This window comes from Rhodoferax fermentans, assembly GCF_002017865.1.
Taxonomy (GTDB): domain Bacteria; phylum Pseudomonadota; class Gammaproteobacteria; order Burkholderiales; family Burkholderiaceae_C; genus Rhodoferax; species Rhodoferax fermentans.
In genome coordinates, this window is record NZ_MTJN01000002.1 from 2,951,075 (window position 1) to 2,975,702 (window position 24,628).

General features: G+C 61.3%; 26 protein-coding genes. 5 read left to right on the top strand and 21 right to left on the bottom strand.

Going from position 1 to position 24,628, the window contains the following annotated elements:
* Nucleotide 1 precedes the first annotated feature (1 nt).
* The 5 genes from RF819_RS13790 to RF819_RS13810 form a co-directional block, all read right to left on the bottom strand.
* Complete coding sequence (locus RF819_RS13790) at nucleotides 2-1,414, bottom strand: ATP-binding protein (RefSeq protein WP_078365512.1); 1,413 nt, start codon at nucleotides 1,412-1,414, stop codon at nucleotides 2-4.
* The gene (locus RF819_RS13795) at nucleotides 1,411-2,097 is read right to left on the bottom strand and encodes a winged helix-turn-helix domain-containing protein (RefSeq protein WP_078365513.1); all 687 of its coding nucleotides are present in this window, start codon (nucleotides 2,095-2,097) and stop codon (nucleotides 1,411-1,413) included. The genes RF819_RS13790 and RF819_RS13795 overlap by 4 nt, the downstream gene beginning before the upstream one ends.
* Before the next feature lie 68 nt (nucleotides 2,098-2,165).
* A complete protein-coding gene (locus tag RF819_RS13800; protein WP_078365514.1) occupies nucleotides 2,166-3,338 on the bottom strand; it encodes a cytochrome b/b6 domain-containing protein in 1,173 nt (390 codons plus the stop codon).
* Nucleotides 3,335-3,826, bottom strand: a complete 492-nt coding sequence (locus RF819_RS13805) for a diheme cytochrome c (protein ID WP_078365515.1) — start codon at nucleotides 3,824-3,826, stop codon at nucleotides 3,335-3,337. Before RF819_RS13805 ends, RF819_RS13800 begins: the two co-directional genes overlap by 4 nt.
* Nucleotides 3,827-3,842: 16 nt before the next feature.
* Nucleotides 3,843-4,250, bottom strand: a complete 408-nt coding sequence (locus RF819_RS13810) for a DUF1924 domain-containing protein (RefSeq protein WP_078365516.1) — start codon at nucleotides 4,248-4,250, stop codon at nucleotides 3,843-3,845.
* A 424-nt stretch (nucleotides 4,251-4,674) separates the two neighbouring features.
* Between RF819_RS13810 and RF819_RS13815 the strand changes: the two genes are divergently transcribed.
* Nucleotides 4,675-6,081 carry an SIR2 family protein gene (locus RF819_RS13815; protein WP_078365517.1) on the top strand — a complete coding sequence of 469 codons (1,407 nt, stop codon included), beginning with the start codon at nucleotides 4,675-4,677 and terminating at the stop codon, nucleotides 6,079-6,081.
* Between the two features lie 343 nt (nucleotides 6,082-6,424).
* On the opposite strand, the gene RF819_RS13820 is transcribed toward RF819_RS13815, so the two are convergent.
* The 6 genes from RF819_RS13820 to RF819_RS13845 all read right to left on the bottom strand — a co-directional run bounded on the left by RF819_RS13820 (nucleotide 6,425) and on the right by RF819_RS13845 (nucleotide 12,567).
* A complete protein-coding gene (locus RF819_RS13820) occupies nucleotides 6,425-7,690 on the bottom strand; it encodes a D-alanyl-D-alanine carboxypeptidase family protein (RefSeq protein ID WP_242473357.1) in 1,266 nt (421 codons plus the stop codon).
* A 243-nt stretch (nucleotides 7,691-7,933) separates the two neighbouring features.
* Nucleotides 7,934-10,096, bottom strand: coding sequence for a protein-disulfide reductase DsbD family protein (locus tag RF819_RS13825; protein WP_078365519.1), 2,163 nt, complete (start codon nucleotides 10,094-10,096; stop codon nucleotides 7,934-7,936).
* Between the two features lie 145 nt (nucleotides 10,097-10,241).
* Nucleotides 10,242-10,643, bottom strand: a complete 402-nt coding sequence (locus tag RF819_RS13830; protein ID WP_078365520.1) for a type II toxin-antitoxin system MqsA family antitoxin — start codon at nucleotides 10,641-10,643, stop codon at nucleotides 10,242-10,244.
* 2 nt (nucleotides 10,644-10,645) lie between these two features.
* Entirely contained in the window at nucleotides 10,646-10,948 is a 303-nt protein-coding gene (locus tag RF819_RS13835) for a type II toxin-antitoxin system MqsR family toxin (protein WP_078365521.1), read from the bottom strand.
* A gap of 79 nt (nucleotides 10,949-11,027) precedes the next feature.
* Nucleotides 11,028-11,471 (bottom strand): rRNA maturation RNase YbeY, encoded by a 444-nt coding sequence (gene ybeY / locus RF819_RS13840; protein ID WP_078365522.1) that lies wholly within the window; start codon nucleotides 11,469-11,471, stop codon nucleotides 11,028-11,030.
* Between the two features lie 88 nt (nucleotides 11,472-11,559).
* The gene (locus RF819_RS13845) at nucleotides 11,560-12,567 is read right to left on the bottom strand and encodes a PhoH family protein (RefSeq protein WP_200224549.1); all 1,008 of its coding nucleotides are present in this window, start codon (nucleotides 12,565-12,567) and stop codon (nucleotides 11,560-11,562) included.
* A 149-nt stretch (nucleotides 12,568-12,716) separates the two neighbouring features.
* On the opposite strand from RF819_RS13845, the gene ruvA reads away from it, so the two are divergent.
* A complete protein-coding gene (ruvA, locus tag RF819_RS13850; RefSeq protein WP_078365524.1) occupies nucleotides 12,717-13,289 on the top strand; it encodes a Holliday junction branch migration protein RuvA in 573 nt (190 codons plus the stop codon).
* Between the two features lie 15 nt (nucleotides 13,290-13,304).
* Here ruvA and RF819_RS13855 read toward each other — a convergent pair whose 3' ends face one another.
* Complete coding sequence (locus RF819_RS13855) at nucleotides 13,305-14,597, bottom strand: carbonic anhydrase (protein ID WP_078365525.1); 1,293 nt, start codon at nucleotides 14,595-14,597, stop codon at nucleotides 13,305-13,307.
* 114 nt (nucleotides 14,598-14,711) lie between these two features.
* Here RF819_RS13855 and ruvB point away from each other — a divergent pair, with 114 nt between their 5' ends.
* Complete coding sequence (ruvB, locus tag RF819_RS13860) at nucleotides 14,712-15,779, top strand: Holliday junction branch migration DNA helicase RuvB (RefSeq protein WP_078365526.1); 1,068 nt, start codon at nucleotides 14,712-14,714, stop codon at nucleotides 15,777-15,779.
* A 103-nt stretch (nucleotides 15,780-15,882) separates the two neighbouring features.
* On the opposite strand, the gene RF819_RS13865 is transcribed toward ruvB, so the two are convergent.
* The gene (locus tag RF819_RS13865) at nucleotides 15,883-16,347 is read right to left on the bottom strand and encodes an OsmC family protein (protein ID WP_078365527.1); all 465 of its coding nucleotides are present in this window, start codon (nucleotides 16,345-16,347) and stop codon (nucleotides 15,883-15,885) included.
* Nucleotides 16,348-16,461: 114 nt separating this feature from the next.
* On the bottom strand, nucleotides 16,462-16,968 hold the full coding sequence (locus RF819_RS13870) for a hypothetical protein (RefSeq protein WP_143541713.1): 507 nt from the start codon (nucleotides 16,966-16,968) through the stop codon (nucleotides 16,462-16,464).
* A gap of 296 nt (nucleotides 16,969-17,264) precedes the next feature.
* Here RF819_RS13870 and RF819_RS13875 point away from each other — a divergent pair, with 296 nt between their 5' ends.
* Nucleotides 17,265-17,882 carry a DUF6198 family protein gene (locus RF819_RS13875; RefSeq protein ID WP_078365529.1) on the top strand — a complete coding sequence of 206 codons (618 nt, stop codon included), beginning with the start codon at nucleotides 17,265-17,267 and terminating at the stop codon, nucleotides 17,880-17,882.
* A 22-nt stretch (nucleotides 17,883-17,904) separates the two neighbouring features.
* Here the strand turns inward: RF819_RS13875 and RF819_RS13880 are convergent, their stop codons facing one another.
* Both RF819_RS13880 and RF819_RS13885 read right to left on the bottom strand, forming a co-directional pair.
* Nucleotides 17,905-18,360, bottom strand: a complete 456-nt coding sequence (locus RF819_RS13880) for a histidine phosphatase family protein (protein WP_078365530.1) — start codon at nucleotides 18,358-18,360, stop codon at nucleotides 17,905-17,907.
* Nucleotides 18,329-19,327, bottom strand: a complete 999-nt coding sequence (locus RF819_RS13885; RefSeq protein ID WP_078363112.1) for a DNA-binding protein — start codon at nucleotides 19,325-19,327, stop codon at nucleotides 18,329-18,331. Before RF819_RS13885 ends, RF819_RS13880 begins: the two co-directional genes overlap by 32 nt.
* 123 nt (nucleotides 19,328-19,450) lie before the next feature.
* On the opposite strand from RF819_RS13885, the gene RF819_RS13890 reads away from it, so the two are divergent.
* Nucleotides 19,451-20,515, top strand: coding sequence for a tyrosine-type recombinase/integrase (locus RF819_RS13890; protein ID WP_078363111.1), 1,065 nt, complete (start codon nucleotides 19,451-19,453; stop codon nucleotides 20,513-20,515).
* Between the two features lie 63 nt (nucleotides 20,516-20,578).
* Here RF819_RS13890 and RF819_RS21345 read toward each other — a convergent pair whose 3' ends face one another.
* From RF819_RS21345 to RF819_RS13910, 5 genes are all read right to left on the bottom strand, one after another.
* Complete coding sequence (locus RF819_RS21345) at nucleotides 20,579-20,755, bottom strand: hypothetical protein (RefSeq protein ID WP_158081204.1); 177 nt, start codon at nucleotides 20,753-20,755, stop codon at nucleotides 20,579-20,581.
* Between the two features lie 80 nt (nucleotides 20,756-20,835).
* Entirely contained in the window at nucleotides 20,836-21,627 is a 792-nt protein-coding gene (locus tag RF819_RS13895) for a VWA domain-containing protein (RefSeq protein ID WP_078363110.1), read from the bottom strand.
* A gap of 13 nt (nucleotides 21,628-21,640) precedes the next feature.
* Nucleotides 21,641-22,621, bottom strand: a complete 981-nt coding sequence (locus RF819_RS13900) for a hypothetical protein (RefSeq protein ID WP_078363109.1) — start codon at nucleotides 22,619-22,621, stop codon at nucleotides 21,641-21,643.
* Nucleotides 22,622-22,630: 9 nt separating this feature from the next.
* Entirely contained in the window at nucleotides 22,631-23,287 is a 657-nt protein-coding gene (locus tag RF819_RS13905; RefSeq protein WP_078363108.1) for a TerD family protein, read from the bottom strand.
* A 19-nt stretch (nucleotides 23,288-23,306) separates the two neighbouring features.
* Nucleotides 23,307-24,479 (bottom strand): hypothetical protein, encoded by a 1,173-nt coding sequence (locus RF819_RS13910; RefSeq protein WP_078366685.1) that lies wholly within the window; start codon nucleotides 24,477-24,479, stop codon nucleotides 23,307-23,309.
* Nucleotides 24,480-24,628 lie beyond the last annotated feature (149 nt).

Consider the following 24,628-nt stretch of genomic DNA (forward strand, 5'->3'; position numbering starts at 1 on the left):
CTCAAATTTGCCTTGATTCTTGATCTGGCGCAAGTGGCCAGCTCACCGTGACACACAGGCCACCCAGGCTCGAGGGCGCGGCCAGAACCTGCGCGCGGTAGACCTCTGCAATCCGCCGCACGATGGACCAGCCCAGCCCGCTGCCCTGTTGTCCGCTGCCCAGCCCCCGGAAAAACCGTTCGCCCAGGCGCGCCAGATCTGCGGGTGGCAGGCCCGGGCCGCTGTCGTTGACTTCCAGGTGCACCTGGCCCGCGCTGGTGTGCACACGCAGGCGGACCTGGGCGCCATCGGGGCTGTAACGCAGCGCGTTGTCGAGCAGGTTGCGGATCAGCACACCGGTGAGCATCTCGTCGGCGCTGATCGGGCCGGTGGCGCTGGTGTCCAGCGTCAGCACCTGCCTGCGGGCCAGTGCGCCGGGGGCCAGATCGGCGGCCACCCGCTGGGCAATCTGGCACACATCCACCCGAACACCCTGCGGCGGGTGGCCGGCGGTTTCCAGGCGGGACAGTGTCAACAACTGGGTCACCAGGTGGGTGGCGCGGTCACACCCGGCCAGTGTCTGGCGCAGCGCCTGGTCCCGCTCGGCCACGTTGGACCCGGCGCCCAGCGCCACCTGGGCCTGGGCGCGGATCGCGGCAATCGGTGTGCGCAACTCATGGGCGGCATCGGCGGTGAAGCGTCGTTCAGCCACCATCATCTGACCAATACGCGCCAGCAAGCTGTTGAGTGAGGACACCACCGGCGCCATCTCGCTGGGGGTGTCGGTGATGACCAGCGGCGCCACGCTCTGCGGCTGGCGCTGGGCGAGCGCCTGGCTCAGGGTGCGCAAGGGGGTCAGGCTGCGGCGTACCGCCAGCCAGCCCAGCAGCGCAAGCACCGGCAGGGCGACCAGCAAGGGCATCAGCAGCGACTGCATCATCGCCCACAGGATCGACCGGCGCGAGCGCAACTGCTCGCCCACAAACACCTGCACATCGCCCTCCTTGCCCTGGGCGCCAAACACGCGCCAAGTGCCCCTGTCGGGCAGTTCCACCGTGGCAAAACCACGCAGCTGCGGCGACATCGGTGTGTCGGGGGCGGTGCCGGAGTGCAGCGTTAACTTGCCATCGTGAAACACCTGGAACGCCACCCGGGTGGCGTATTTGTGCAAGGTGGGGGCGTCCGGGTGCTCGTCATCGCCCAATGTGTGGCGGCGATGGGGTCTGTGGCTGCGCTCAACGGCATCGGCGTCGGTCTGCTGGGCCACCAGCAGCGCGGCTGATTGCGCCAGGTGGGCGTCGAGCAACTCGTCGAGTTCATGGCGGGTATCCACCCAGGTCAACACCGCCGCCGACACCCACACCCCAAAAATCAGCAGCAGCAACAGCACCAGCAGGCGCGCCTGCAAGGAGGCCAGCCGCTTGAACAGGCTCATGCTGCGGGCGCCACCGGCGTGTCTTTGGGGGGCATCAGGGTGTAGCCGACACCACGCACGGTCTGGATCAGGTCGGCCTGCAGCTTCTTGCGCAGGTGGTGGATGTGCACCTCCACCGCGTTGCTTTCCACCTCATAACCCCAGCTGTAGAGCTGCTGCTCCAGCTGTTCGCGCGACATGACCCGTTCGGCGTTGAGCATCAACACATGCAAGAGGTCAAACTCACGCATCGACAAACCCACAGCCTGCCCGGACAACGTGACGGTACGCGCTGCCAGATTCACCTGGAGCGCACCACAGCTCAGCAGGTCTTGTGTGTGGCCGTGGGCGCGGCGCACCAGCGAGCGCAGGCGTGCGCCCAGCTCAAACAGGTCCACCGGTTTGACCACATAGTCGTCGGCGCCGCCGTCCAGCCCCTTGATGCGGTCGGGCACCGCGTCACGCGCGGTCAGGATCAGGATCGGCAGGGTGATCTTCTGGCGCCGCACCGACTGCAGCACCTCCATGCCGTCTTTGAGCGGCAGGCCCAGGTCCAGCACCGCGGCCTGGTGTTTGTCGTAGCCGATCTCGCGCTCGGCGGCCAAGCCGTCACGCACCCAGTCCACCAGAAAACCCTGCTGGCGCAGCCCGGTGCGCAGGCCGTCGCCCAACAGGGGGTCGTCTTCAGCAAGCAGGATACGCATGGTGTGGGTCGGACGTTTGTGGGGCCCCCATCGTAGCCGCTGGGCGTGCAGACGCGGGGGCCTGGTTTTCATGACGGGCGGCTCTTGGTGCTGGGCTGGGGCACTTGCATGGCACCGTCTTCAAACGTGCCTGCGTCGGCATCACTGTGGCAGGCGGCGCAATTGGCTTTGCTTTTGACCAGCGGGTTGGCCCAGTCGGCGGCTGACATCTCACGGTGTTTTCTGATCCAGTAAGGCGTTTCGGTGATGCGCTGCGGGGCTGCCTCGGGCGGGATGGATTGCCCGATCTTGTAGGCGGCTTCGGTTGCCTGCTGCTCGGCGGCGTTGTCCACCATAAATGCCAGCACCGCGCTGATGGTGGCTTCATCCAGCGCCAGGTCGGAGCCAAAGTGCTGGTCCTGCTCGGTCATCATCTTCTGCCAAGAGCGTGCGGGCAAGAGCGAGGGGTGAAACACCTCATGGCAACTGCCACATTCCTCGCGCCACACAGCGTTGTCGGCCAGGGTGGGGCCCACAAACGGCACCTGGCGCACCACGGTCTGGCCGGTCAGTGCCGCCCACTGGTTGTGTAGCGCATACGCAAACCACCAGCCACCAAAACCCAGCACCAGCAGCAACATCACCCAGGCCACCCGCTTGTGTGGCTGGCCCTCCGGGGTGTCCGGGCTGGCCAGCTTGTGGCCGTCGACCATGGATCGCGCCAGGTTCTCCTTGTGCACCCGGCTTTCCATCAGCACACCGGTGATGTGCACACCCACCAGCACCAGCATCACGGTGGCGGCCAGCTCATGCAGTTGCTGGAAACCATCCCCCTGCGCAAACGTGAACCAGCCCGCCGCCGGGCCATGGCGCTCTTGCGCGCCCAGCAGCAAGATGCCGGTCACACCAATCACCAAGGTGAGCGCCAGAAACAGGTAGACCGCCAGGCTGCCGGTCGGGTTGTGGCCCACATAACGGGCCGCGCGGCCCGCCATCACCTCTTTCAGATAGGCCAAGCCACGCGAGGGGCTCAGCGCAAAACTGGCAAAACGTGAAAAGTGCGAACCGGCAAACCCCCACAGCACCCGAAAAGCCACCAGCCCCAGCATCAGGTAACCACAAAACACGTGCACCGCCAGCCAGGGGTCTGACTCGGCGGTGAGCCAGGCCACCGCAAAACTGCCAGCCAGCGTCCAGTGGAACAAACGGGTGGGAAAGTCCCAGATCAGCGTGGGCTGCAAAGGTTTATCAATAGGGCTCATTTGGGAATACGGACGGTGTCCTCGTCAAACTCGCCTTTGTCAGCGTCACGGTGGCAGGCGATGCAGTTGGACCGGCTTTTGACCGAAGCCCGTTTCCACACGGCCGGGTCAATTTCTTTGGCGCGGTGTTTGGAGGTGTACCAGCCGCTCTCTGTGATCTTGAGCGGCGCGGTGTTGGCCGTCCAGCGGTTGGAGGCGTGTTTGACCAGGTAATTGGTGATCTCGGTGGTGTCAGCGGCAGACAACGAGGCGTCGGTGCCAAAGTGTTGGTCCAGCTCGCCCATCATCTTTTGCCAGGACGCTGCGGGCAACAAACCGGGCGGGAACGCCAGGTGGCAGCTGCTGCATTCAGCCTGCCATTTGGCGTTGTTTTGCGCCGGCATCACCGGGCGGCCCCGGTCTTCACCGTTGTATTTGGCCTGGGCGCTCAAGCTGCCAAGCGCCAGCGTGAAGATCGTGGCGAGGGTCCATAGTGGGTGGTGTGACATCGTGCGCCCTTCCTTCTTATTTGACCGACAACACATAACTCATGAAGTCGCCTTTTTCCTGCGTGGTGCAGGCCCGGCCCAGCGCGTCATTGCAGTTGCGTTTGAACCACTTTTCGACCTTGGCCGCGTCGGTGAAACGCTGCGGGTTCACGCTGGGTGCCATCGGTTCGATGACCTTGTTGGACTTGGCGTGTTGACCAGCGTTTTTGGGGGAATCGGAGTGGCAGGACGAACACGCCAACTGGTTCGGCCCTTGTGTTGTGTAGAGCTTTTGCCCGGCAGCGGCGCTGAAGTCCTTGAACGCGGGGTTCTCGGTTTTTGCCTGGGCTTTGTAGCTGTCCAGGATCGGGTTGGCGTTGGCCAGCAGCGGCAGGGCAACTGCCAGGCTGGTGAACAGCGTGCGGAAGTGGTGTTGGAATTTCATGCTTGACCCTCAGTGATGAACTGGGGACAAGCTTAAAAAGGGCGTCTTAAGAAAGTCTTATCGGGCGGGGCGCTGATCGGATCAGGAACATGTAGGAGATATAAAAATCATAGCTGCATTCCCTTTTGATATGAGGGCTGCAGGCTGATTTCTTATGATTGGCGTGATGTGTGCCTGTGCGGCGGCTTGCGATCCAAACAGCGGCTGTCCGTGGGTGTCCTGTCCAAAGCGCGCCAGCAGTTTTGATTCAAATAACTTGGTGTTGAAACAGAGCAGGTATCAACACCTGCAAAATGCTAGTAGCGGCCATTCGTGGCAGGCCTTATGTCTTGTCATTTCTCTACAGAGATGAACGAGCTTAACCTACGTTCCGGGGAAAAATCCGTAGTTCATCGATACTTCGCTTAACAGGAGGAAACGTGCTATGTCAATGGATTACAAGCAGTATCAGGAAGAAGTAACAGCCGACGTTGCGAAGATCATCGCCGATGCGAGTTGCCAACCAATCCTTTTCATCGGTTCCGGGTTCACGAAGCGCTATGCGAAAGGACCAAGCTGGGAAGAGCTTCTTGGAATACTTGCAAAGAAGTGCCCGCAGATCGACAAAGATTTTGCGTACTACAAGCAGTCCCACGGCAACGATCTGATGAAGATTGGTTCAGTGTTCTCACAGCTCTATCACGAATGGGGTTGGAACGCTGGAAAGAAGCATTTCCCACCACAGTACTTCGTAGCAAACGCTCCAAGAGATATTTTCATCAAACACGTGATTGGAGAAATCCTCGCTGGCCTCGGCCCCGACGCCAAAGGTTCGTATGGCTCTGCTGAGCTTGATGCAGAAATTGCCGCTCTTAAGGCGATCAGCGCTCATGCCATCGTGACCACCAACTATGACGAAGTAATCGAACCACTATTTCCCGACTATGAGCGAGTCATCAGCCAACAGATTCTCCGAAAGCCTTTCCTTTCCATCGGCGAGATCTTCAAAATTCACGGCTGCATTTCAGATCCCGAAAGTATCGTTATTAATGAAGCGGACTACGCGCGCTTTGAGGATGACCACAAGTACCTGAGTGCAAAGCTGCTCACCTACTTCATTGAACACCCGTTGGTGTTCATCGGTTATCGAGCCAACGACCCAAACATCAAAAAGATTCTTTCGGACGTGGACAGGATGATCCGGGCACAGGAGTATGAGCTCGTCCCGAATATCTATATTTTGGAATGGGATCCGACTCAGAACGAAGCCTCATACCCACCACGTGACAAGGTCTTGGCTGTCACCGCCGAACGCAACATCCGAATCAAGAGCATCACCGCGAACTCGTTCGAATGGGTCTTCAAAGCGTTCGGTCAGGCTGGCAACCTCGCCAAGATCGACACGAAGCTTTTGCGGGCGTTAATGGCTCGTGCAGTTGATCTGGTCCGATCAGATATCCCGAAAAAGCACGTCGAGATCGACTTCAAGATGCTTGAGCACGCCGTCGAGACAGGTGAAAACTTCGCAAATTTATTTGGGGTCACGTCTGTTGGTGATTCATCAAAGATCAACCTGACACACAAATATGTCATTAGCGAGGTTTACAAAATGCTTGACTTACCAAGCTGGAAACGTGTCAATGATCTCATCAAGAAGATCGAAGACGAGACGGGCATGAATATCAAGAGCTATGACAACAAGTACCATGTGAATGTGAAGTTCGGCGTCGCTGAAACCAGTAAGTCGCATAAATACTCAGATGCCTTCATCGACCTGCTCAGAAAAGTGATTGCGAACCAGCCGTACAAAGTTGATGCCGACGAAATCACGGTCGCTTCTTCCAAAAAGTAGTGACAACAGATGACTGTTAAAGCTGCAATCCCGGCACCCGTTTCAGGCCAACTCTCTTTTTCACTCAATGGGGTTGAATAGGAAAAAACGACAACCCCAGCGGAGCTTTGCATGGTTGGTACATCGCGTACACCGGCACGCCGCTGCGCCTCAGCTCGGTCAACAGTTTGCCCTGCTTGCCGAGTGCCTAGGCTAACCGCCAGCTGTTAGCGTTGGTGCCAACACTAGCGTAGCTGGGCTCTAAAGAGTGCAGCACATTTTGGCCAATAGCCCTCACCAGTAAAGGCGAGATAGCTATGGATAGTGCAGCATGGGGCGGCAGGCTTTCCGCCCCATGCTGGGTTTATTTTCCAAACAACTGGGTAACGTGTTGCCACAAACGCAGCAGCAGGCCCGCGCGTTCCACATCGGTCAGAGCGGTGAGTGGGGCTTCACCGATCGGCTTGCCGTTGGCGGTGGCGACCACCTTACCGACCACAGCGCCCTTGGTCAGCGGTGCCTCCAGGTCCGACTTGAGTTCCACCGCGGTCTGCACTTGCTGGCCGCGCGGCACGGTCAACAGCCACGGTGTGGCCAGGCCTGCGTCGACCGTGTCTGCCTTGCCGAAGCTGAGCTTGGCCTTGGTGACCACGGTGTTGGGTTGAATCGGGGTGGCCTTCTCAAACGTGCTGTAGCCCCAACCCAGCAGCGTGCGCGTCTGATCAGCCCGTGCCTGGGCGCTTTGGGTGTTGAGGATGACCGATATCAGGCGCATGTTGTTGCGCTTGGCTGAGGTGACCAGGCAGTAGCCGGCGGCGTCCGTGTGGCCCGTCTTCAGCCCGTCAACGGACGGGTCGGTGTAGAGCAGGGCGTTGCGGTTGCCTTGTTTGATGCCGTTGTACTTGAACTCGCGTTCCGCGTAGATCGGGTAGTAGTCCACGCTGTCGCGGATGATGGCGCGTGCCAGGATGGCCAGGTCACGCGCCGACGACTTGTGGTCCGGGTCGGGCAGGCCGGTGGGGTTCATGAAATGGGTGTGCGTCATGCCCAGGCGCTGGGCTTCGGCATTCATCAGCTTGGCAAAACCCTCTTCGGAGCCAGCCATGTGCTCGGCAATCGCTTTGGAGGCGTCGTTGCCCGACTGGATGATGATGCCGCGCAGGAGGTCGATCACCGTGGCCTGGCTGTTGAGTGGCAGGTACATACACGACTCGGCGCTGGAGCCTCGGCACCAGGCGTTTTCGCTCACCGAAACCAGGTCGTTTGCTTTGAGTTTGCCGGTGCGTAATGCCTGCTCGACGATGTAGCTGGTCATCATCTTGGTCAGCGAGGCGGGTGGCAGTGCTTCGTCAGCGTTGGCCGAGGCAAGCACCTCGCCGGAGTCGAAGTCCATCAACAGCCAGGCTTTGGCGGGCAGTGCGGGCGGCGTACCTGCCAAGCTGTTGTCTGCAGCCAGTGGCGGCAGGGCGTTGGCGGCAGCGGCGACCTTTTTGGTGGCGGTGGCTTTGGTGGCGTGATGCGCAGGTTTGGTCGCTTTGTGTGTTGCCGCGAAGCTGGCGGAGCCAGGAAACATGGAGCCAGCAGCGATGGCGAGAACGATAGGGAGAAGGGAAAAAGTCTTGTTTTTCATGGTGTTTTCAGGAGGAGCGAGCATTGTCGCGGATCAATGTGAAGCGTTGAGGGGGCACAACGGCCCTCAGGACGGAGGTTTTTGGGGGCTGATCACGGCAAAACAGCAGGGAGAAGGCGCCTGTGAGCGCTGCGCGTGGGGACGAGGGCAGTGCTCAAGCAGGCAGTGTAAAAATTCGTAACATGGGTGTTGTCGTCAAGCGGGCGCTTTCCACAGCTCGGCTGGCGCGTGTGCAGGGGGAGATCACAAGCCCACCATCGCGCCCCGCACATCGGCCACCGACAAGATCTCTGACAGCACCACCGGTGCTTTGCCGGGCTGGTACATCACATACACCGGCACGCCGTTGCGCCCCAGTGCAGCCAGCGCGGTGGTGATGGCCGGGTCGCGGCGGGTCCAGTCGGCGCGTAACAGCACGACTTTTTTGGCGTCCAAGTCGGCCAGTAAGTCGGTGTTGGCCAGGGTGGTTTTTTTGTTGTACTGGCAGGTCACACACCAGGCGGCGGTGAAGTCCACAAACACCGGGGAGCCACTGGCCAGCAGCTCGTCCACCTTGCCGGGCGCCCAAGCCTGCCACCGGCTGTTGGTGCTGGTGCTGGCGGTGCTGTTGGGCTCCGCAAAATGCACAACATTTTTGCCGATAGCCCAGGTCAGTGTTAGCAGGATAGCTATGGATACTGCAGCAACCGGCAGGCGTGTCGCACCACGCAGCGTGAACGCCCAGATCACCAGCGCCAGGCTTACCAGCAGCGCCAGCAGGGCGCCTGCGCCGTCGATGCCAGTTTGTTGACCCAGCACCCACACCAGCCAGACCACGGTGGCAAACATCGGGAAGGCCATGGCGCGGCGGAAGGTGTCCATCCAGGGGCCGGGGCGGGGCAGTTTGCGCGCCAACGCCGGTGACCAGCTTGCCGCCAGATACGGCAGCGCCATACCGACACCCAGCGCCGCAAACAGCAGCAGCGCCTGTAACGGCGGCAAGGCCAGCGCCAGCCCAAGTGATGCACCCATGAATGGCGCGGTGCAGGGCGAAGCAATCGCCACCGCGAGCACGCCCGACAGAAAGGCGTTGACGGCAGGGTTGCTGGACTGCAGCGTGGCCAGGCGGCTGGGCAGCAGCTGGCCAAACTCAAACAGCCCGGCCAGGTTCAGACCGATCAGCGTGAATAGCGCTGCCAGCGCCGCTACCACGGCGGGTGATTGCAGCTGAAAACCCCAGCCCAGTTGTTCACCCGCGCTGCGCAGCACCAGCATCAGTGCACCCAGCGCCAGAAACGACAGCACCACCCCGGCGCTGTAGGCCAGGCCGCTCATACGGTGGCCGTGCCGGTCGTCGGCATGGCGGGTGAAGCCCACCACCTTGATCGCCAGCACCGGGAACACACAGGGCATCAGGTTCAGCAACAGGCCGCCCAGCAGCGCACCAAACAGCGCCAGCCAGAAGCTTGTTGGCACGGCGGGTGCGGCTGGGATGGGTTTCAGTGCCGGATTGAGCTGGGGCTGCGCCACCTCAGCCTGGCCGGGCGGTGGGTTGGCGGGCCAACTGCCGGTGATGGGCGCGGTGGTGACGAAGCCATTGCGTTGCCCGGCCACGTCAGACACCAGCACCACCGGCAGCGCCGTGGGGCTGTCGCTGCGATGCGGTGAGATCGGCAGGCTGGCGGTCCATACCGCGCCTGACCAGGCTTGGGTCCAGGGCGCGCCCGCGTCCACCAGCTCGGTGACTTCTGGGAACAGCTCCAGCTTCTGGCCCTGCAGGGTGGTCGGCAGGCCGCTCACGGTCAGTTTCAGTTGCTGGCCTTCGATGTTGATCTGGCTTTGGCCAGCCAATGGTTTGGGGCTGGCCTGGAAACTGGCCTCAAACACACCTGCGTTAAGCGCTGTAGAGCTTTTGGTGGGCAGACGCAGCACAAATTCACCGTCCTGCGGCACACATTCGAGTTTGCAGACCAGCCAGCTGGCCTGTAACTTGACCTCCAACTCAGAAGACAGCGGTGAGGGTTTGAAGTCGGGCGTGATCGTGAGCGGCACCGGCAGCAGCACCGTGCCGTTGAAGCCATAGGTCACCAGGTTGCCGGTGGGCAGGATCTTGGGCGTGGGCCAGGCAATGTCACCCGCCAACACACCGGTGGGCAAGGTCCAGCTCAGGCTGGTGGGCTGGCCCGAGTCGCCCGAGTTTTTCCAATAGGTGTGCCAGTGTGGCTGGTGGGCCAGTTGCAAGCCAACCCAGACGGTTTTGCCAGGGTCGATGCCGTCTGGCGCGTAGGCCATCAGTTCGGCGCGCACCTGTTCGGTGGTGACCACGTTTGTGATGCTTTTTGGCGCCTGAGCCCAGCTGGATAAAGGGCTGATAGCTATGAATAAAGCAGCAATCAGCCAGCGGGTCAGGTTCTGTGGAAACGTCATAAGACTCTCAGAGTCGGGTGGCGGCGCAGAGTTCCGGGGGGCGTGGTTCTCGCCAACGAAGGTGGGCTGCCAGGTGCCACGCCAGGGGAGTGATCGCGACAACGTTCTCGCTCAGTGCGCCGAGGAAATGTGATTTTCGAGAAGGTCACGCGGCTTTGACCTCGCTCAGCAGATCTGGGTGACGATCCAGTAGCTTGAACAGTTTGACCAATGCCAGCGGCGGCTTGGTTTTGCCGTTCTCATAGCGCGAGAAGGCATTGACACCACCGCCGAATAGTTCGGCGGCCTGCCGTTGGTCAAGGTTGAGTTTTCGGCGTACCTGGGCGATATAGCCGGGATCAATGTAGGCGGCATTCACCTGACGTTGAAACAGGCCGACCAACTCGCTGTAGCGGTCGCCGTGCTCACGGTTCAAGACGACTTCGCCGCACGCGGGGCAATAGTCGCCCGTCACCGCAGGGATCGTGCTTGTTTCACCCTTGTAGATGTAGGGTAGGTCGCGTGTGTCGTGGATGAGTTCCGCCGCACCGCAGCATGGGCATTTCATGGTCACAGCTCCTTAAAAGAAACGATCAACACGTCATCAATGACGGTCAGCTTCAGGTACACCTCAGCGCCGCTTGTTGCCTTGGCGTGGTACACATCCTGCCAAACCGTGTGATCGGCATGGGTGGTCATGCTCTTGTAGAAGTTGGCGGGATGGAGCGCCAAGACAATGGCACACATCCCGGCCAGGTCGTTGATGCCAAGCTCACGCGCCCCGTTGTAGGCGCTGGCTGTCGCCCTGACTTGCCCTGCTTCTACAAAGGCTTTAACAACTGGCAGTTTGCAGTGTGGGGTGCCTTTTTCCATGTGAGCATGATAACCTAATAGGTTAATTTATCCGGTGGCTCAATTCGAACTCCGGCGGTGGATGCGGCAGGGTGCCGGCTCAATACGGGTTCTCAAACCCCAGGCGCGCCATGATTTCGCTTTCGCGCAGCTCCATCACCTGCGCGTCCTCGTCCTCGTCGTGGTCCCAGCCCTGGGCGTGCAAGGTGCCGTGCACCAGCAGGTGGGCGTAGTGTTCTTCCAAGGTTTTGTTTTGCTCTTTGGCCTCTTTGGCGACGACCGGTGCGCACAACACCAGGTCGGCGGTGACGATGGGTTCCTGGGTGTAGTCAAAGGTCAGCACGTTGGTGGCGTAGTCCTTTTGCCGGTAGTCGCGGTTCAGGGCTTGGCCTTCTTCCGCGTCAACGATGCGCACGGTGATTTCGGCGTCGTCCTGCAGCGCGTGGCGAATCCATTTGATGACTTTGTGGCGCGGCAGCGCGGCGCGGTGTAATTCGGCATCTGGCAGTTTGCCAAATTGCAGGGAAAGGGTGAGTTGGTTCATGGTGCGGTCAGACGGGTGTGTATAAGAAATGGGCCTCTAGCCCTCGATTCATAAGGGCTGATAGCTATGAATAATGAAGTGTCCGGGTTCAAGGCGTGGCCTTGCGGCTGCGTACACGTGGCGCCACCGGTGTGGGCATCGGGTCGGCATCCAGGCGCGGGTGCGGGTTGAAGCGGCCCGGCGCGTCGTAGGCGTCCACAATGCGGGCCACCAGCGGGTGGCGCACCACGTCGGCGCTGGTCAGGCGGCACATGGCGATGCCGTCCACACTGCGCAAGACGCGTTCGGCGTCGATCAGGCCGCTGAGCTGGTCGGCGGGCAGGTCGATCTGGCTCACGTCGCCCGTCACCACCGCCTTGGAGCCAAAACCGATACGCGTCAGAAACATCTTCATCTGCTCAGGTGTGGTGTTTTGCGCCTCGTCCAGGATCACAAACGCGGTGTTGAGCGTGCGCCCGCGCATGAAGGCCAGCGGCGCAATCTCAATCGTCTGGCGCTCAAAGGCTTTTTGCACTGCTTCAAAACCCATCAGGTCATAGAGTGCGTCGTAGAGCGGGCGCAGGTAGGGGTCGATCTTTTGCGCCAGGTCACCGGGCAGGTAGCCCAGGCGTTCTCCGGCCTCGACCGCCGGGCGCGTCAGCACAATGCGCTGCACCGTGCTGCGTTGCAGGGCGTCCACGGCCATGGCGACGGCCAAATAGGTTTTGCCAGTGCCAGCCGGGCCAATGCCAAAGGTGATGTCGCAGCTGGCGATGCAGTCCAGGTAATGCGCCTGGTTCATCGAGCGCGGTTTCAGGTCAGCACGACGCGTTTTAAGGGATGGGCCATCGGCGCCATTGACATCACCGTCACCCGAGAGCATCAGCTGCACCGTGCGGGGCTCAATCGGGCGCGCCGCCATCTCGTACAGCGCCTGCAGCATTTCCATGGCGCGCTGGGCGTGGATCTTGAGGCCTTCCACCTTGAATTGCTCGTGCCGGTGTGCAATGCGGACCTGCAGCGCGGTCTCGATGGTGCGCAAATGTGCGTCCATCGGGCCACACAGGTGGCTCAGGCGGGTGTTGTTGGGTGGCGAAAACAGGTGGCGAAGGATCACGTTGATAATTCTCTGAGTAGGGGCGGCGGTTTCACCGTCCAGTGGGGTTGGGCCAACATGCCGTGGCTGGCAGCTGGGTTGTTGGGCCTGCCTGCCTGGGCCGATTTTCCGTCAGACCCAATGACTTCTTGATTGAATAGGTAATAAAGATGATTGGCAAGCTCACCGGTACGCTGGACAACAAAAACCCGCCCGAGGTCATCATCGACTGCCACGGCGTCGGTTACGAGGTGCTGGTGCCAATGAGCACCTTCTACAACCTGCCCGAGATCGGCACCAAGGTCACGCTGTTGACGCACTTTGTGGTGCGTGAAGATGCACAGATTCTGTACGGCTTTGCCAATACGGCCGAGCGTGAGGCGTTCCGCCAGCTGATCAAGATCAGCGGTGTCGGGCCACGCACCGCACTCTCGGTGTTGTCGGGCATGAGTGTGACCGAACTCTCACAAGCCATCACCCTGCAAGAGGCGGGTCGCTTGATCAAGGTGCCCGGCATCGGCAAAAAAACCGCCGAACGCCTGCTGCTCGAACTCAAAGGCAAACTTGGGCCAGACATTGGTGTGGTGGCCAGCGTGGCCAGCGACGCCCAGGCCGACATCCTGCAGGCCCTGCTGGCGCTGGGCTACAGCGACCGCGAAGCCGCCGCCGCCCTCAAAGCCCTGCCGCAGGACGTGGGCGTGAGCGACGGCATCAAGCTGGCCCTTAAGAGCCTGGCGAAATAAACCCGTCAGCCCGCGCTACTGTGCGCTGCGCACCGGCCGGTTGTTGAGCGGCTGCACCGGGCGGGCGTTGTTGGGGTAGAGCTGCTGGAACAGGCGCAGCTGCGCCTGACTGATCTGGGTGGGTTGTTTGAGCACCATCCACAACACGCCTTCGGTACACGGTGGCGTGGTCAGTGAGCCCATGAACTGGTAATAACGCTGGTCTTTGGGCAGCAGCTCACTCAGGTCGATCAGCCCGGCCGGGGTGCGCACCGTGTCATTCACATCCAGCGGCATGTAGGTCCAGACCTTGTCGATCAGGGTATTGGCCACGCCCGGCTCCAGCAGCACCGCCACCACCGCCAGTTGGCCTTCGGCATTGCGGTGCACCAGGTGGGCCACCATCGCAAAGTTGCGGTAGTTGACCTGTTCTTCAGACGGGGTGTGGAAGTGGAACTGCAGCAGCGCATAGGTGCTGCCGCGCACGGTGAGGGTGTTGTTGCCCTGCAGATTGACCTGGATGGTGTGGCCGTTGTTGACCACCACACCGTTGGAGGGTTGGTAGTTGAATTGCAGGGCCTCGGCCGGGCCTTGCAGCGTGGTGGTGTCGTCGATGTTGATCGGTGACTGGCGCTGGCCCGCCGCGCAGGTGCTGAACTCTGGCTGCAGCTTGCTCCAGGCCTGTGGCCCGGTGGTGCCCGAATAACTCCAGTGCACCTCACCATGGCCGCTGTCAGCTTTGTCGTGTGCAGCTGCTGGCGCTGTGTGGCCGGTCATCGCGGCGGCCTTGGCCCGGATGTACTCGCGGCTGTCGCGTGGGTTGATCACCGGCCCGTGCGCGACCGGGGCGGGGCGTCCGACCACAGCGGGTGGGCGCACCACGGCAGCTGGTGCGGCGGCGGGCTCGGGCATGACCACTTCTTCTGCTTTGGCGCGGCTGCTGGCCGGAGCAGGTGTTGTTGATCGGCTGGGGCTGCTGGTTTTGGGCGCGGGTTCGGGTTTGTCCGAGATCACCAGGGTGAGTTTTTTGCGGTCGATCAGTTTGTCGCGCAGGGCTTTTTTGATGTCCTGTCCCAGGTCAACCGGTTCGGCCTCGGTGGCTGCTTCCACCGGGGCCGAGGCTTTTTTGGCCGGGGGCTTGGCAGCGGTGCTTGGTTTGGCGCTGTGGTCAGCGGTATCGGCCGCGTGGCTTACCGACCAGCCACCGGCACACATCAAGCCACCGAGCATCAGCGCCCAGGCCAGGCGCGACCCACGGGCGTGAAACCGGCTGGCGGCCAACACCAGGCTGTGTGGTCTGGGCTGCTGCAGGGTGGGGGGTGTGTTCATGTCAAGTCCCGGGCTGATTGACGGCGGTGAAAAGGGGGCATGGCATGTTATCGGCAAAACTGGCCGGTGTATTGAGCGCTATAGTGCCTGTTTTGCCCAGAAACCGAGCCCGCAGTGAGTATCCAAACCGACGATTTTGCCCCGGCGCCCGCCAAACGGGTGGTGTCCAACGCACCCGCCTCGCCCAACGAGGAGGCGATTGAGCGCGCCCTGCGCCCCAAGTTGCTGGACGACTATGTGGGCCAGGTCAAGGCACGCGAGCAGCTGGAGATTTTCATCAGCGCCGCCAAAAAACGCGACGAAGCGCTGGACCATGTGCTGCTGTTTGGCCCGCCCGGTCTGGGCAAAACCACGCTGAGCCACATCATCGCCGCCGAACTTGGCGTGAATTTGCGCCAGACCAGCGGCCCGGTGTTGGAGAAACCCAAGGATCTGGCGGCACTGCTGACCAATCTGGAAAAAAACGATGTGTTGTTCATCGACGAAATCCACCGCCTGAGCCCGGTGGTGGAGGAAATCCTCTACCCCGCGCTGGAGGACTACAAGATCGACATCATGATTGGGGAAGGCCCGGCGGCGCGTTCCATCAAGCTTGATTTGCAGCCTTTCACCCTGGTGGGCGCCACTACCCGTGCGGGCATGTTGACCAACCCGCTACGCGACCGTTTTGGCATCGTGGCGCGTCTGGAGTTCTACACGCCCGAGGAGCTGGCGCGCATTGTCAAACGCAGCGCCGGTCTGCTGAATGTGCCGACCAACCCCGAAGGCGGTTTCGAGATCGCCCGGCGCAGCCGTGGCACACCACGCATCGCCAACCGGCTGCTGCGTCGGGTGCGCGACTATGCGGATGTCAAAGGCATCGGTGAAATCACGCTGGACATCGCCAACCGCGCACTGGCCATGCTCGACGTGGACCCGCAAGGCTTCGATTTGATGGACCGAAAGTTGTTGGAGGCCGTGATCCACCGCTTTGACGGCGGCCCGGTTGGCCTGGACAACATCGCCGCCAGCATCGGTGAAGAGCGTGAAACGATTGAGGACGTGATCGAACCCTACCTGATCCAGCAGGGTTACCTGCAACGCACCCCGCGCGGCCGTATTGCCACCCTGGCCGCCTACCGGCACCTAGGTGTGACGCCGCCCGCGAACCAGGCCGGTGGGGTGGACCTGTTCAGTGTCTGAGTTGGGCTGGTTTGTCTGCGGGTTTTATAGAAGAAATGGGCCTCTAGCCCTTTTGGAACATGGGCTGGCAGCTATTGATTGAATAGTTTCTGTGGTGTCCGGTTCAGACCACGGGCTCACAACGGACCTCGGTCTTCACCGAGTTGGCGATGTAACAAGCCTCGTGTGCCTCATGGTGCAAGGCTTCAATCTGCGCGCGGGTTGGTTGTTTCTCGCCAGAAAAGCTGACGGCCGGGCGCAAGGTCACCACCGTCATGGCCAACTTGCCTTGGTCGTTTTTGGCCATGACACCCACGGCTGAGTCCTGGTAGCGGTCCACACAGAAGCGCTGTTTGGCCGCGATCGACAGAAACCACAACATGTGGCAGCTCGCCAGCGAGGCGACAAAAGCCTCTTCCGGGTCGATGGCCGCTGCATCCGACATCGGTAGTGGCACCACATGGGGCGAGGATGACCCCGCTACTTCCACGCCGCCATCAAAACGCAGCAGGTGTTTGCGGCTGTAGCGGTTGTCCAGGAAGTCCTGGCCCTCGCGCTGCCACACGATCTCGGCGGTGTACTGTGCCATGTGAGATTCTCCTGGTGCTGCTGAAAAAAGGTGTCCAAAAAGCCGGTGAGATTGTCCACAACGGGTGCACAACGTCAGCGTGCCGTGGCCGGTGGGGCGCACCAACCACGGGGCTCAATGCTGATGCATCGCCTCCTTGGGCATCTCCGAGTGGTCCGACGTCTTGTGGCCTGCCACCACCGGCTTGGCCTGTAGACGTGTGAATCGGGTCTGCACCCCGGTTTGTCCGGGCACCGGGGTAATCGATACCACCGCCTGTGTGCCCGGTTTGGGGCGCTGCGCCAGGCTGCCTGCCAGGGCGTTGTCGCCCTGGGGGCTCAGGCTGACCTGGGTGCGGTGGGTGCCGCTCACGAAGCTGACCGAGCCGCTGGCCTGAGCGGTGTTGATCTTCTGGCCCAGGTGGTCGGTCACATACACCTGAACCGGCACCCCCTGGCCAGCCACGGCGGCAGGCGCTACCACCAGTTCAAAGTGGTAGATGCCTGCCATGCGCAACTGGCCACCGTGGGCAGAGACCATCGCGTCCAGCGTGGCCTCGTCATGGGCCCAGGCGGGGCTGACAAGGGTGCTGGCGGCCCACACCGCCGCGACGCACAAGGGGGCAAATCTGGAAAGCTGCATGGTCGGGTCCTTGGTTCACAAAGAAGGGTGGAGTCTGGCCAGGTTCAATGAGTTCCGTGTCAGCCTGTTGCTGGGCCAGGCTGCTTTGCCGGTTTGTATCAGGATTTGGCCTTCAGCCCAGATCCTTCCTGGGGTTGCAGCTATGGTTTTAGTGGTTTTCAGGTGGCGCCGTTGTGGCGTTTGGTGTGGGTTGCCGCGCTGCCTCATGTTCACGTTCAGGTTCCGGGCCGCCCCTTGGCAGGTTTTCGCACCGACACTATCCCCCTTTTTGGCACAAATCATGCAAGACCTCACCCATGGACACGCCCCACCCACAACCCCCTGAGCGCCACACTGTGTTTGATGACACACAAGGCATTTTTACCGGCACCCTGTTTGTGTCACTCGCCTTGTTGATGTTCAACCAGGCCGGTTTGCTGACCGGTGGCACGGCCGGTCTGGCCTTTGTGCTGCATTACGCCACCGGCGTGAGTTTTGGCAAACTGTTTTTTGTGGTGAACCTGCCTTTTTACTGGTTTTCCTGGACGCGGATGGGGCGTGAGTTCACGCTCAAGACCTTTCTGGCGATTACCCTGTTGTCGCTGATGACCGAGTGGTCGCCCCAGGTGTTTGAGATTAGCCAGATCCACCCTTTGTACGCGGCCATTGTGGGTGGTTTGCTGCTGGGCTCGGGCTGCCTGTTTCTGGCGCGCCACCGGGCCAGTCTGGGTGGCGCCACCATCGTCACGCTGTACCTGCAAAAAGCTCATGGCATCCGCGCGGGCAAGGTGCAAATGATCGTGGACTCGGTGGTGGTGCTGCTGGCGCTGTTGGTGGTGACGCCGCAGCGGGTGGCCTACTCCATCCTGGCGGCGGTGCTGATGAGCCTGTTTTTATGGGTCAACCACAAGCCGGGGCGCTATTCGGTGACCTGAGCGCAATCACCTTGGGGGGAGGTCAGCTGATGCTTTCGTCACGCACGGCCTGATCCAGGTGGCTGGTGTCGGCCCAGCCCACCAGGGTGAGCCCGTCGGGTGTCCACAGCAGTCGGTTGATGGCGGCGTTGCCCAGTTCCCAGGCGCGCGGGGCTTGCAGGCCCTGCCCGGTGGCCAGCCGGTACAACATGTCCATCACCCCGCCGTGTGCCACCACAATGATCTGCCCGCCGATGTGTTGTGCTGCCAGGCCGCTGACCGTGGCCACCACCCGCTCGCGCAGCGCCACCAGGGATTCACCGCCGGGGGGTGCCCACAGCGGTTCGCGTTGGCGCCATTGCCGCGACATGTCGGGCCAGCTGGCCTCGATCTCGGCATAGGTCAGACCTTCAAACTGGCCAAACCGAGGGTCGGCCGTGATTCCTGAAAAGTTCGCAGAATCACACCTAACTGCTTGTTTTATATGATTTTCTCTGATCTTTGGCTTGGCTTTTGATTCGGTGCTTGAACTGAGTGGTTGCTGGCGGCCTGGTTTGAGCTGCCATCATGGCTTGCAACTGCTTCAAGACATCGGCATTTGCGTCTACCTGGGCATTGAGCAAGGTACGCAGTTCGTCGGCACGTTCATTGGCCGTAGCCAAAGCTTGATGCGCGATGCGCAGTTCTTCGTCGGCATTTCGCAACCTTTGCGTTAACTCGTTTGTCCTCGTCTCCAAAGCGTTGGTGGCGTCTAGGGCACGCTGCTGCAACTCAGTTGCCTGAGCCTTTGCCCGTTTTACATCCTGTCGCTCTCGGTCGATCTCCGCCATCAGACGACGCTCATTGGCGAGCGCCCGCTCGTCAGAACGCAAGCGTTCCTCTGCGTGATGTTTGGATTTTTCGTCAAATGCCTGGCGCTCGGCTTCCCGTTGTTGCTCGACGGTCGACAGCCTGGCTTGGACTTCTAAGATCTTGTTGTCTCGCTCTGCAAGTGCCGTTTGCAAATGCCGCAACTGGTTCTCCAGCGCACTGATTTGCTTTTGAGAAACCTCGTGCGCCCGATCAGCCGCTGCCAGGCGCTCCACCAGGACGGCTTCCTGTTGTGTGAGTGCTGAAGCCTGAATCTCGACAGCGGCGCGTTCAGCCGCCAATGCCTCACGGTCCTTCGTAAATGAACTTTCAGCATCCTGGCGGGCTTGAGAAAGTGCTATTTCCCAGAGCTTTGCGGCGCTTGACTGTACTGCCACAGGTAGCCCCGGCATGTCCTTTTTTGCCCCACTTACGCCGAGGCGCGGCCCCAAAGTGGCGAACCAAGCCTCCAGCATCGGGCTGACGGTGTTGGGAGAGCCGCTTCCAATTTTCTGGCGAACCCGCTCAATCGTCGGGCGCAGACCTTCGGCGATCAAAGCATCTGCCGCCGCCCACACATCGTCTTGCTGGACACCTCGCGTACTTTTCATTTGCATCGCTCTACTCCGACTGTTATATTTACCGACGATAAGAGATTGTTATCGTGATCTATTGTGTATTTGCGTAACACATCATACATAACATGTATGAATTAGTCATAACTCTGCCTGGATTCAACCATGCGTTTGCCTGCTCTTCAGAAAATTCCGGCTTTACAGCCCACCGAGCTCAGCGATGTGACCCAACGCGCCGTCGAAGAGTTGCTGCGCGAAGGTGAGTCGCAAAACACCCTGATGAGCTATCGCAGTGCTTTGCGTTACTGGGCCGCCTGGTACGGCCTGCGTTATGGCGTGATGGTTCAGTTGCCGGTGGCCACGCCCTGCGTGCTGCAATTCATCGTCGACCATGCCGAGCGCACCACGCCCAAAGGGCTGGTTTCGGAATTGCCCGCCGAGATTGACCAGGCGCTGGTCCAGGGTGGCTACAAAGGCAAGCTCGGTGCCATGGCGCACAACACCCTCGTGCACCGCATCGCCGTGCTGTCAAAGGCCCATCAACTGCGACAGCTCAAAAATCCATGCCATGACCCCAAGGTGCGCGAATTGCTGTCGCGTACTCGCAAGGCTTACGCCAAGCGTGGGGCTATGCCGCAACGCAAAGACGCCCTGACAAAGGAGCCGTTGCAGGCGCTGCTGGCTACCTGCGACGATACTTTGCGCGGTAAGCGTGACCGCGCCTTGCTGCTTTTTGCCTGGGCCAGCGGTGGACGCAGGCGTTCGGAGGTGACAAGTGCCGAAATTCAGTTTTTGAAGCGCGTGGGACCGACCGACTTCATCTACACCTTAGCCTATTCCAAGACCAATCAATCCGGTACAGATTTGCCGGAAAACAGCAAACCGATAGTAGGAGCTGCGGGCAAAGCGCTTGACGACTGGCTGCAGACCAGCAAGATTGCAGAAGGTTTTATTTTCAGGAGAATCCGAAAAGGCGGACACCTTGGTGAAGCGCTCTCCCCGGCTGCAGTGCGCGCCGTCGTCAAGGATCGATGTGCCTTGGCGGGGATTGAAGGTGACTTCTCTGCCCACTCGTTACGATCTGGCTTTGTGACAGAAGCTGGACGCCAGAACATACCACTGGCTGAAACCATGACGATGACAGGTCATCACAGTGTGACCACTGTGTTGAGCTATTTCAGGGCACAGTCGACTCTATTGAGTGATGCGGCCAATTTGCTTGATCTGTGACCGAACAATCTGAGCACATTGGGGTCAATCACGGTCTGAAAGTGCGCAAAGATGGTTGTTGAGTCAGAGTCCTGTGAACGCGACAACAGCCATCAAGATAGGAAGCAGTGCCCCAGCAAAATGCTCCCCCGCGTCAATCGATTCATCCGCAAAGCCTGTGTAGTCGTCCTGAGGCTGGGCAGTAGCGGCGCCGACGAGTTGAACCGTTATGCCTAAGGCAAGCGCCTGTAGTAGTTCCATGAGGCTCCATCCTGCAGGCGACGGTCGGGACTCTGGTCTTGCGCGCACTCGAAAAAGCAAACCGGTGCGAGCCCTGCGGCCTACGACTTGAGCCATTCGACAAGCTCCGGGCCGAGCAGCGTGGCGTTGAGTTCCTCGTCCGACTGCGCCACGAAGGCTTCAAGATCGCGGATCACCACCACGCCGGTGTTCCTGAACCGGCGCGCGATCTTCTGCACAAATTCGAACGTCACGCCCTTGTCTTCGCAGGCGCCGATAAACAGGAAGTAGACTTGGTCGCCGCGCTGCTGCGATTCCTCGAGGACGCGCATGGTGCGCCCCTCGTCGCTGCCGTCGTTTTCGCCATCGGTGATGAAGAGCACGAGCGAGCGCCTCTTCTCGTGCATGTGCTGGGTGCCGTGCTCGTGCCCGCTAGGCGACCAACCGAACAGGCGGCTAAGAAAGCCGGCGCCCTGGGATGAGCGGTGTGCCTCCTCGCACGCCTTCCATCCGAAGTGCTCGAGCGCGCGCTCGAGCACGAAGCTGTAGGTCGTGCCGCCATTCCAGCCCGGTACCTGATCGACGATGTTGCGCGTGACGTAGTCGCGTGCGTCGTCCGGCGTCACCGCGCCCACGTAGTGGGCGTTGCGTTCGCCAGCGCTGAAGGTGAAGACATCCATCTTGCGGTCCGGGTCGAGCACCATGCAGTAGGGTACGAGCCGCTCGATCAGGATGCTGGTCGTGCCCTCCTCGTGTTCGTGCTCGAACGAGCCGGAGACGTCGATGATCGCGGCGGTTTCCGCCTTCACGTTCGCCACCACGCCAGCCTTGTCGAGCGCGAGGCGCAGCGCGTTGGCCGACTTGTCCAGATTCAGTGTGAGTTTGCTGTTCATGTTTGCTCCTGGTTCAGGGTTTCAACTGGCTGATGATGTCCCGCAGCCGATAGGCCAGTTCGCCGGCTTCGGTCGGCGAGATCGTTGTCTTGCTGGCGCTGAGGGTGGCGATGGACGCGATGCTGCCGATGAACGCCGGCATCACGACCAGCGCAACGTTCTGGATGGCGCCGATCAGGCGGATCGGCTGCTCGATCTGTATTTCTCGCGTGGAGCCGGCTTGCCGCATTTGCACCAGGGTCTGCGTCAGACTCGTGCTGCGCTCCACGAAGCACTGCGCCAGTGCGGCGTCGCCCTGACGAAGGCGCTCCGACAGGAACAGGGTGCCGATGGCGGAAGCTTCGACCTGTGCCGCGGTCCCCTCCATCGACCTGGACAGGCGCAGCAGCCGGTCCTTCAGATCCAGCAGGGGGTCGAGTGCGCCACCCATGAGTGCCAGCAACTGCTCCAGCTCGGCCTGGGCCTGGGCAAGTTCGCCCGGCGTGTCGATCCGGCTGTTGATGCCTTGGAACAGCCGGCCCACGAGACTGTCGCCGCCATGTCCGCAGACGGCCATGATGTCGATCGATCCCAGAATGTCCATCATTCGCGCGAGGTAGCCTTCCACATGACGCAGCACAGGGCTGCGCGCAAGGGCAAGCATCTCGGTGACGAGGTCGCCGTGCACCTGCTGCAGGTTGTGGCCCCACAGGATCGCCTTGCGCTGCGAAGCCTTGTCGACGACGAATGCGCCGACCAGTGCTCGCGCCTGCTCGTATACCCCGGCAGCTGCGCCTGGCGACAACGCTTGAAAATCCGACACAGCCACTTCGATCCGCTTTCGTTCGGCACCCGGGATGGCCGTCGGTTGCCGCACCACCGGCGTGGCAGCGGGGACACGACGCGCCGGCGACAGGACGTCCTGCGCTTCGCTGCGCACCCCTGCGGGGGTGCGCAGCGAAGCGCCCGGGGCGCCGATGACCGTCGGGCGCAACTTGTCCTTCGTGGGCGGCACAGCAGGCCTTCAGGAGAAGTGGCCCAGAACGTCGTTGAACGTTCCCGTAAAGCCGCGGCCGACAGGCGCGTACTCCCAGCCGTTGTCGCCGTGCATGATGCTGCCCAACTGCACCACGTTGAACTCGCCGAATTCCTTGGACAGCTGGTAGGCGCCCAGCTCGCGCCCGCTCTCGTCGGCGATGGTGACGGTGCAGACCTCAATGTCAGCGAAGGCCGCCTCGTCCTCGGCCGCGGAGCCCTCGTCGTGCCCCGCGGTGTGTTCGGCCTTGTGGACGGTGGCGAAGAGGGGGATCTCGTTCACGTCCGCAGGAAGTTTCGAGCCATCGATGACGATGTTTTCGGTGTTGCCCTGGACTCGGACGTCGCCAGAGTGCCGCAGCCCGCCCGTGGGCGTGGCGAAGGAGCCGTCGGCCGCGGTTGGCAGCACGCCGGTCTTCGGGCTCATCTTCGTCGTGTTGTAGGTAGACAGGATCTCTTCGAGCACCGTGACCTTCGCGCCATTGCCGCCGTTGCATGCCTCGAGCGCATGGATGTCGATGTCATCCTGATGGCGGGCGTCGCACTGCCATGCGATGGTCACCTTGAACGCAGCGCCCTTGTTGAGCGAGAGTTGCAGCTTGCGGGCCGGCGCGGCACCGGGCTTGTCAAGGGTTAGTGTGAGCATGGGTTTCTCCGGGTTGTTGTCATGCCTTGCGCAGCGCCGCGAGCTCGGCTCGCGACTGCTCGAACATCTGCTGCGCCGCCTCGAACTTCGCTTCAGTTTCCTGCTTTGCGGTTTCGACCAGCTCGTGGATCTCGCGCGTCTGCGTGATGATCGCGGCGATTTGCTGCGCCTGCGCGACACGGTTGTCACCGGGTGCCTTGGCCGCGGCGATTGCCACGTCCTTGGTGGCCTGGCCGCGCAGTTGCGTCAATTGCTGGTCGAGGCGTGCTTGTCGCTCGGCGATCTGCTGCACCGACTTGACCGCGAATGCACCGTGGATAGCCAGCAAGGTCATCTTGATCGACGCGAAGCGCGAGGACACCGTTGTGGCGGTCTCCTGCAGCGTCGCGATTCCGGCGGCCTCGATCTGTTGGATCACCATCTGGTCGGCCGGCAGGCGCGTATAGGTGCCTTCGAGCGCAAGGGCCCGACTTTCCAGCAGGCCGAGCTTGTCCTGCAGCTCACGCAACCGTGCCTGGGCGGACACGTCGGCAGGGTCCGCTGCCACAGTCTGCTGCGCTACGTACTGCCGGGCCTTTTCGAGAAACGCCCGCGCCACTGCAGCATCGACGGTGAAGCTGGCGAAGTGCGTGCCGTACGATTGCTTGAGGCTCTCCAGCGCCTGCAGTTCGCCGAACAGCGTCTTCATTTCCTTGGACAGTTCGCCCTCCAGGCGGACCATCTTGTCGGCCAGCGTCTGCGTCCGGATCGAGATCAACTCGCCGATCTCCTGCATGAACTCGCGAAAGGCTTCCTCGGGCTTGCGGCCGGTGAGCTTGGCGAACAGGCCGGCGAAGAACCCCGGGGCTTCACCCTGTTGGATCCTCTCCAGGATTTCAGGCAGCTTGGCGTCATCGACACCTTTTTCCAGGCGCTCGAAGAGGGCGAACACCTTGGACGCCGTCTTCTTGTCGAGCCGCGCGAGAAAGCCGTCAAGCGTCTTCTGCAACGCCTGTTCCGCACCGAGACCGATCTTGATGATGTCGCCGGATGGAACGTCCGCGAAGTCCAGCGCGGCAAGTGCCTGCTCGGCTTGCGGCACCTGCTCCGGCCGGAGCACGATGGATCCGGTCTCCAAGGAATCTTGCACGAGCGAGGCCTGCGCTGGCGAGGGCGCGGGCACTACTACTGTCGGGAAAATGCTGCGTTCCATTAGTTTCTCCTCTGCGGTTTGATCGGGATGTCGCCGCCCCGCCCGCAGGGTACGATTGTGTGGTATCCGGGACCCGTTCGCTGAGGCAAGCCGCTGCAAGGTGCCATCCTTGGCTGTCGGGCCGATACCGGAAGCGTGCGTCGCATCAT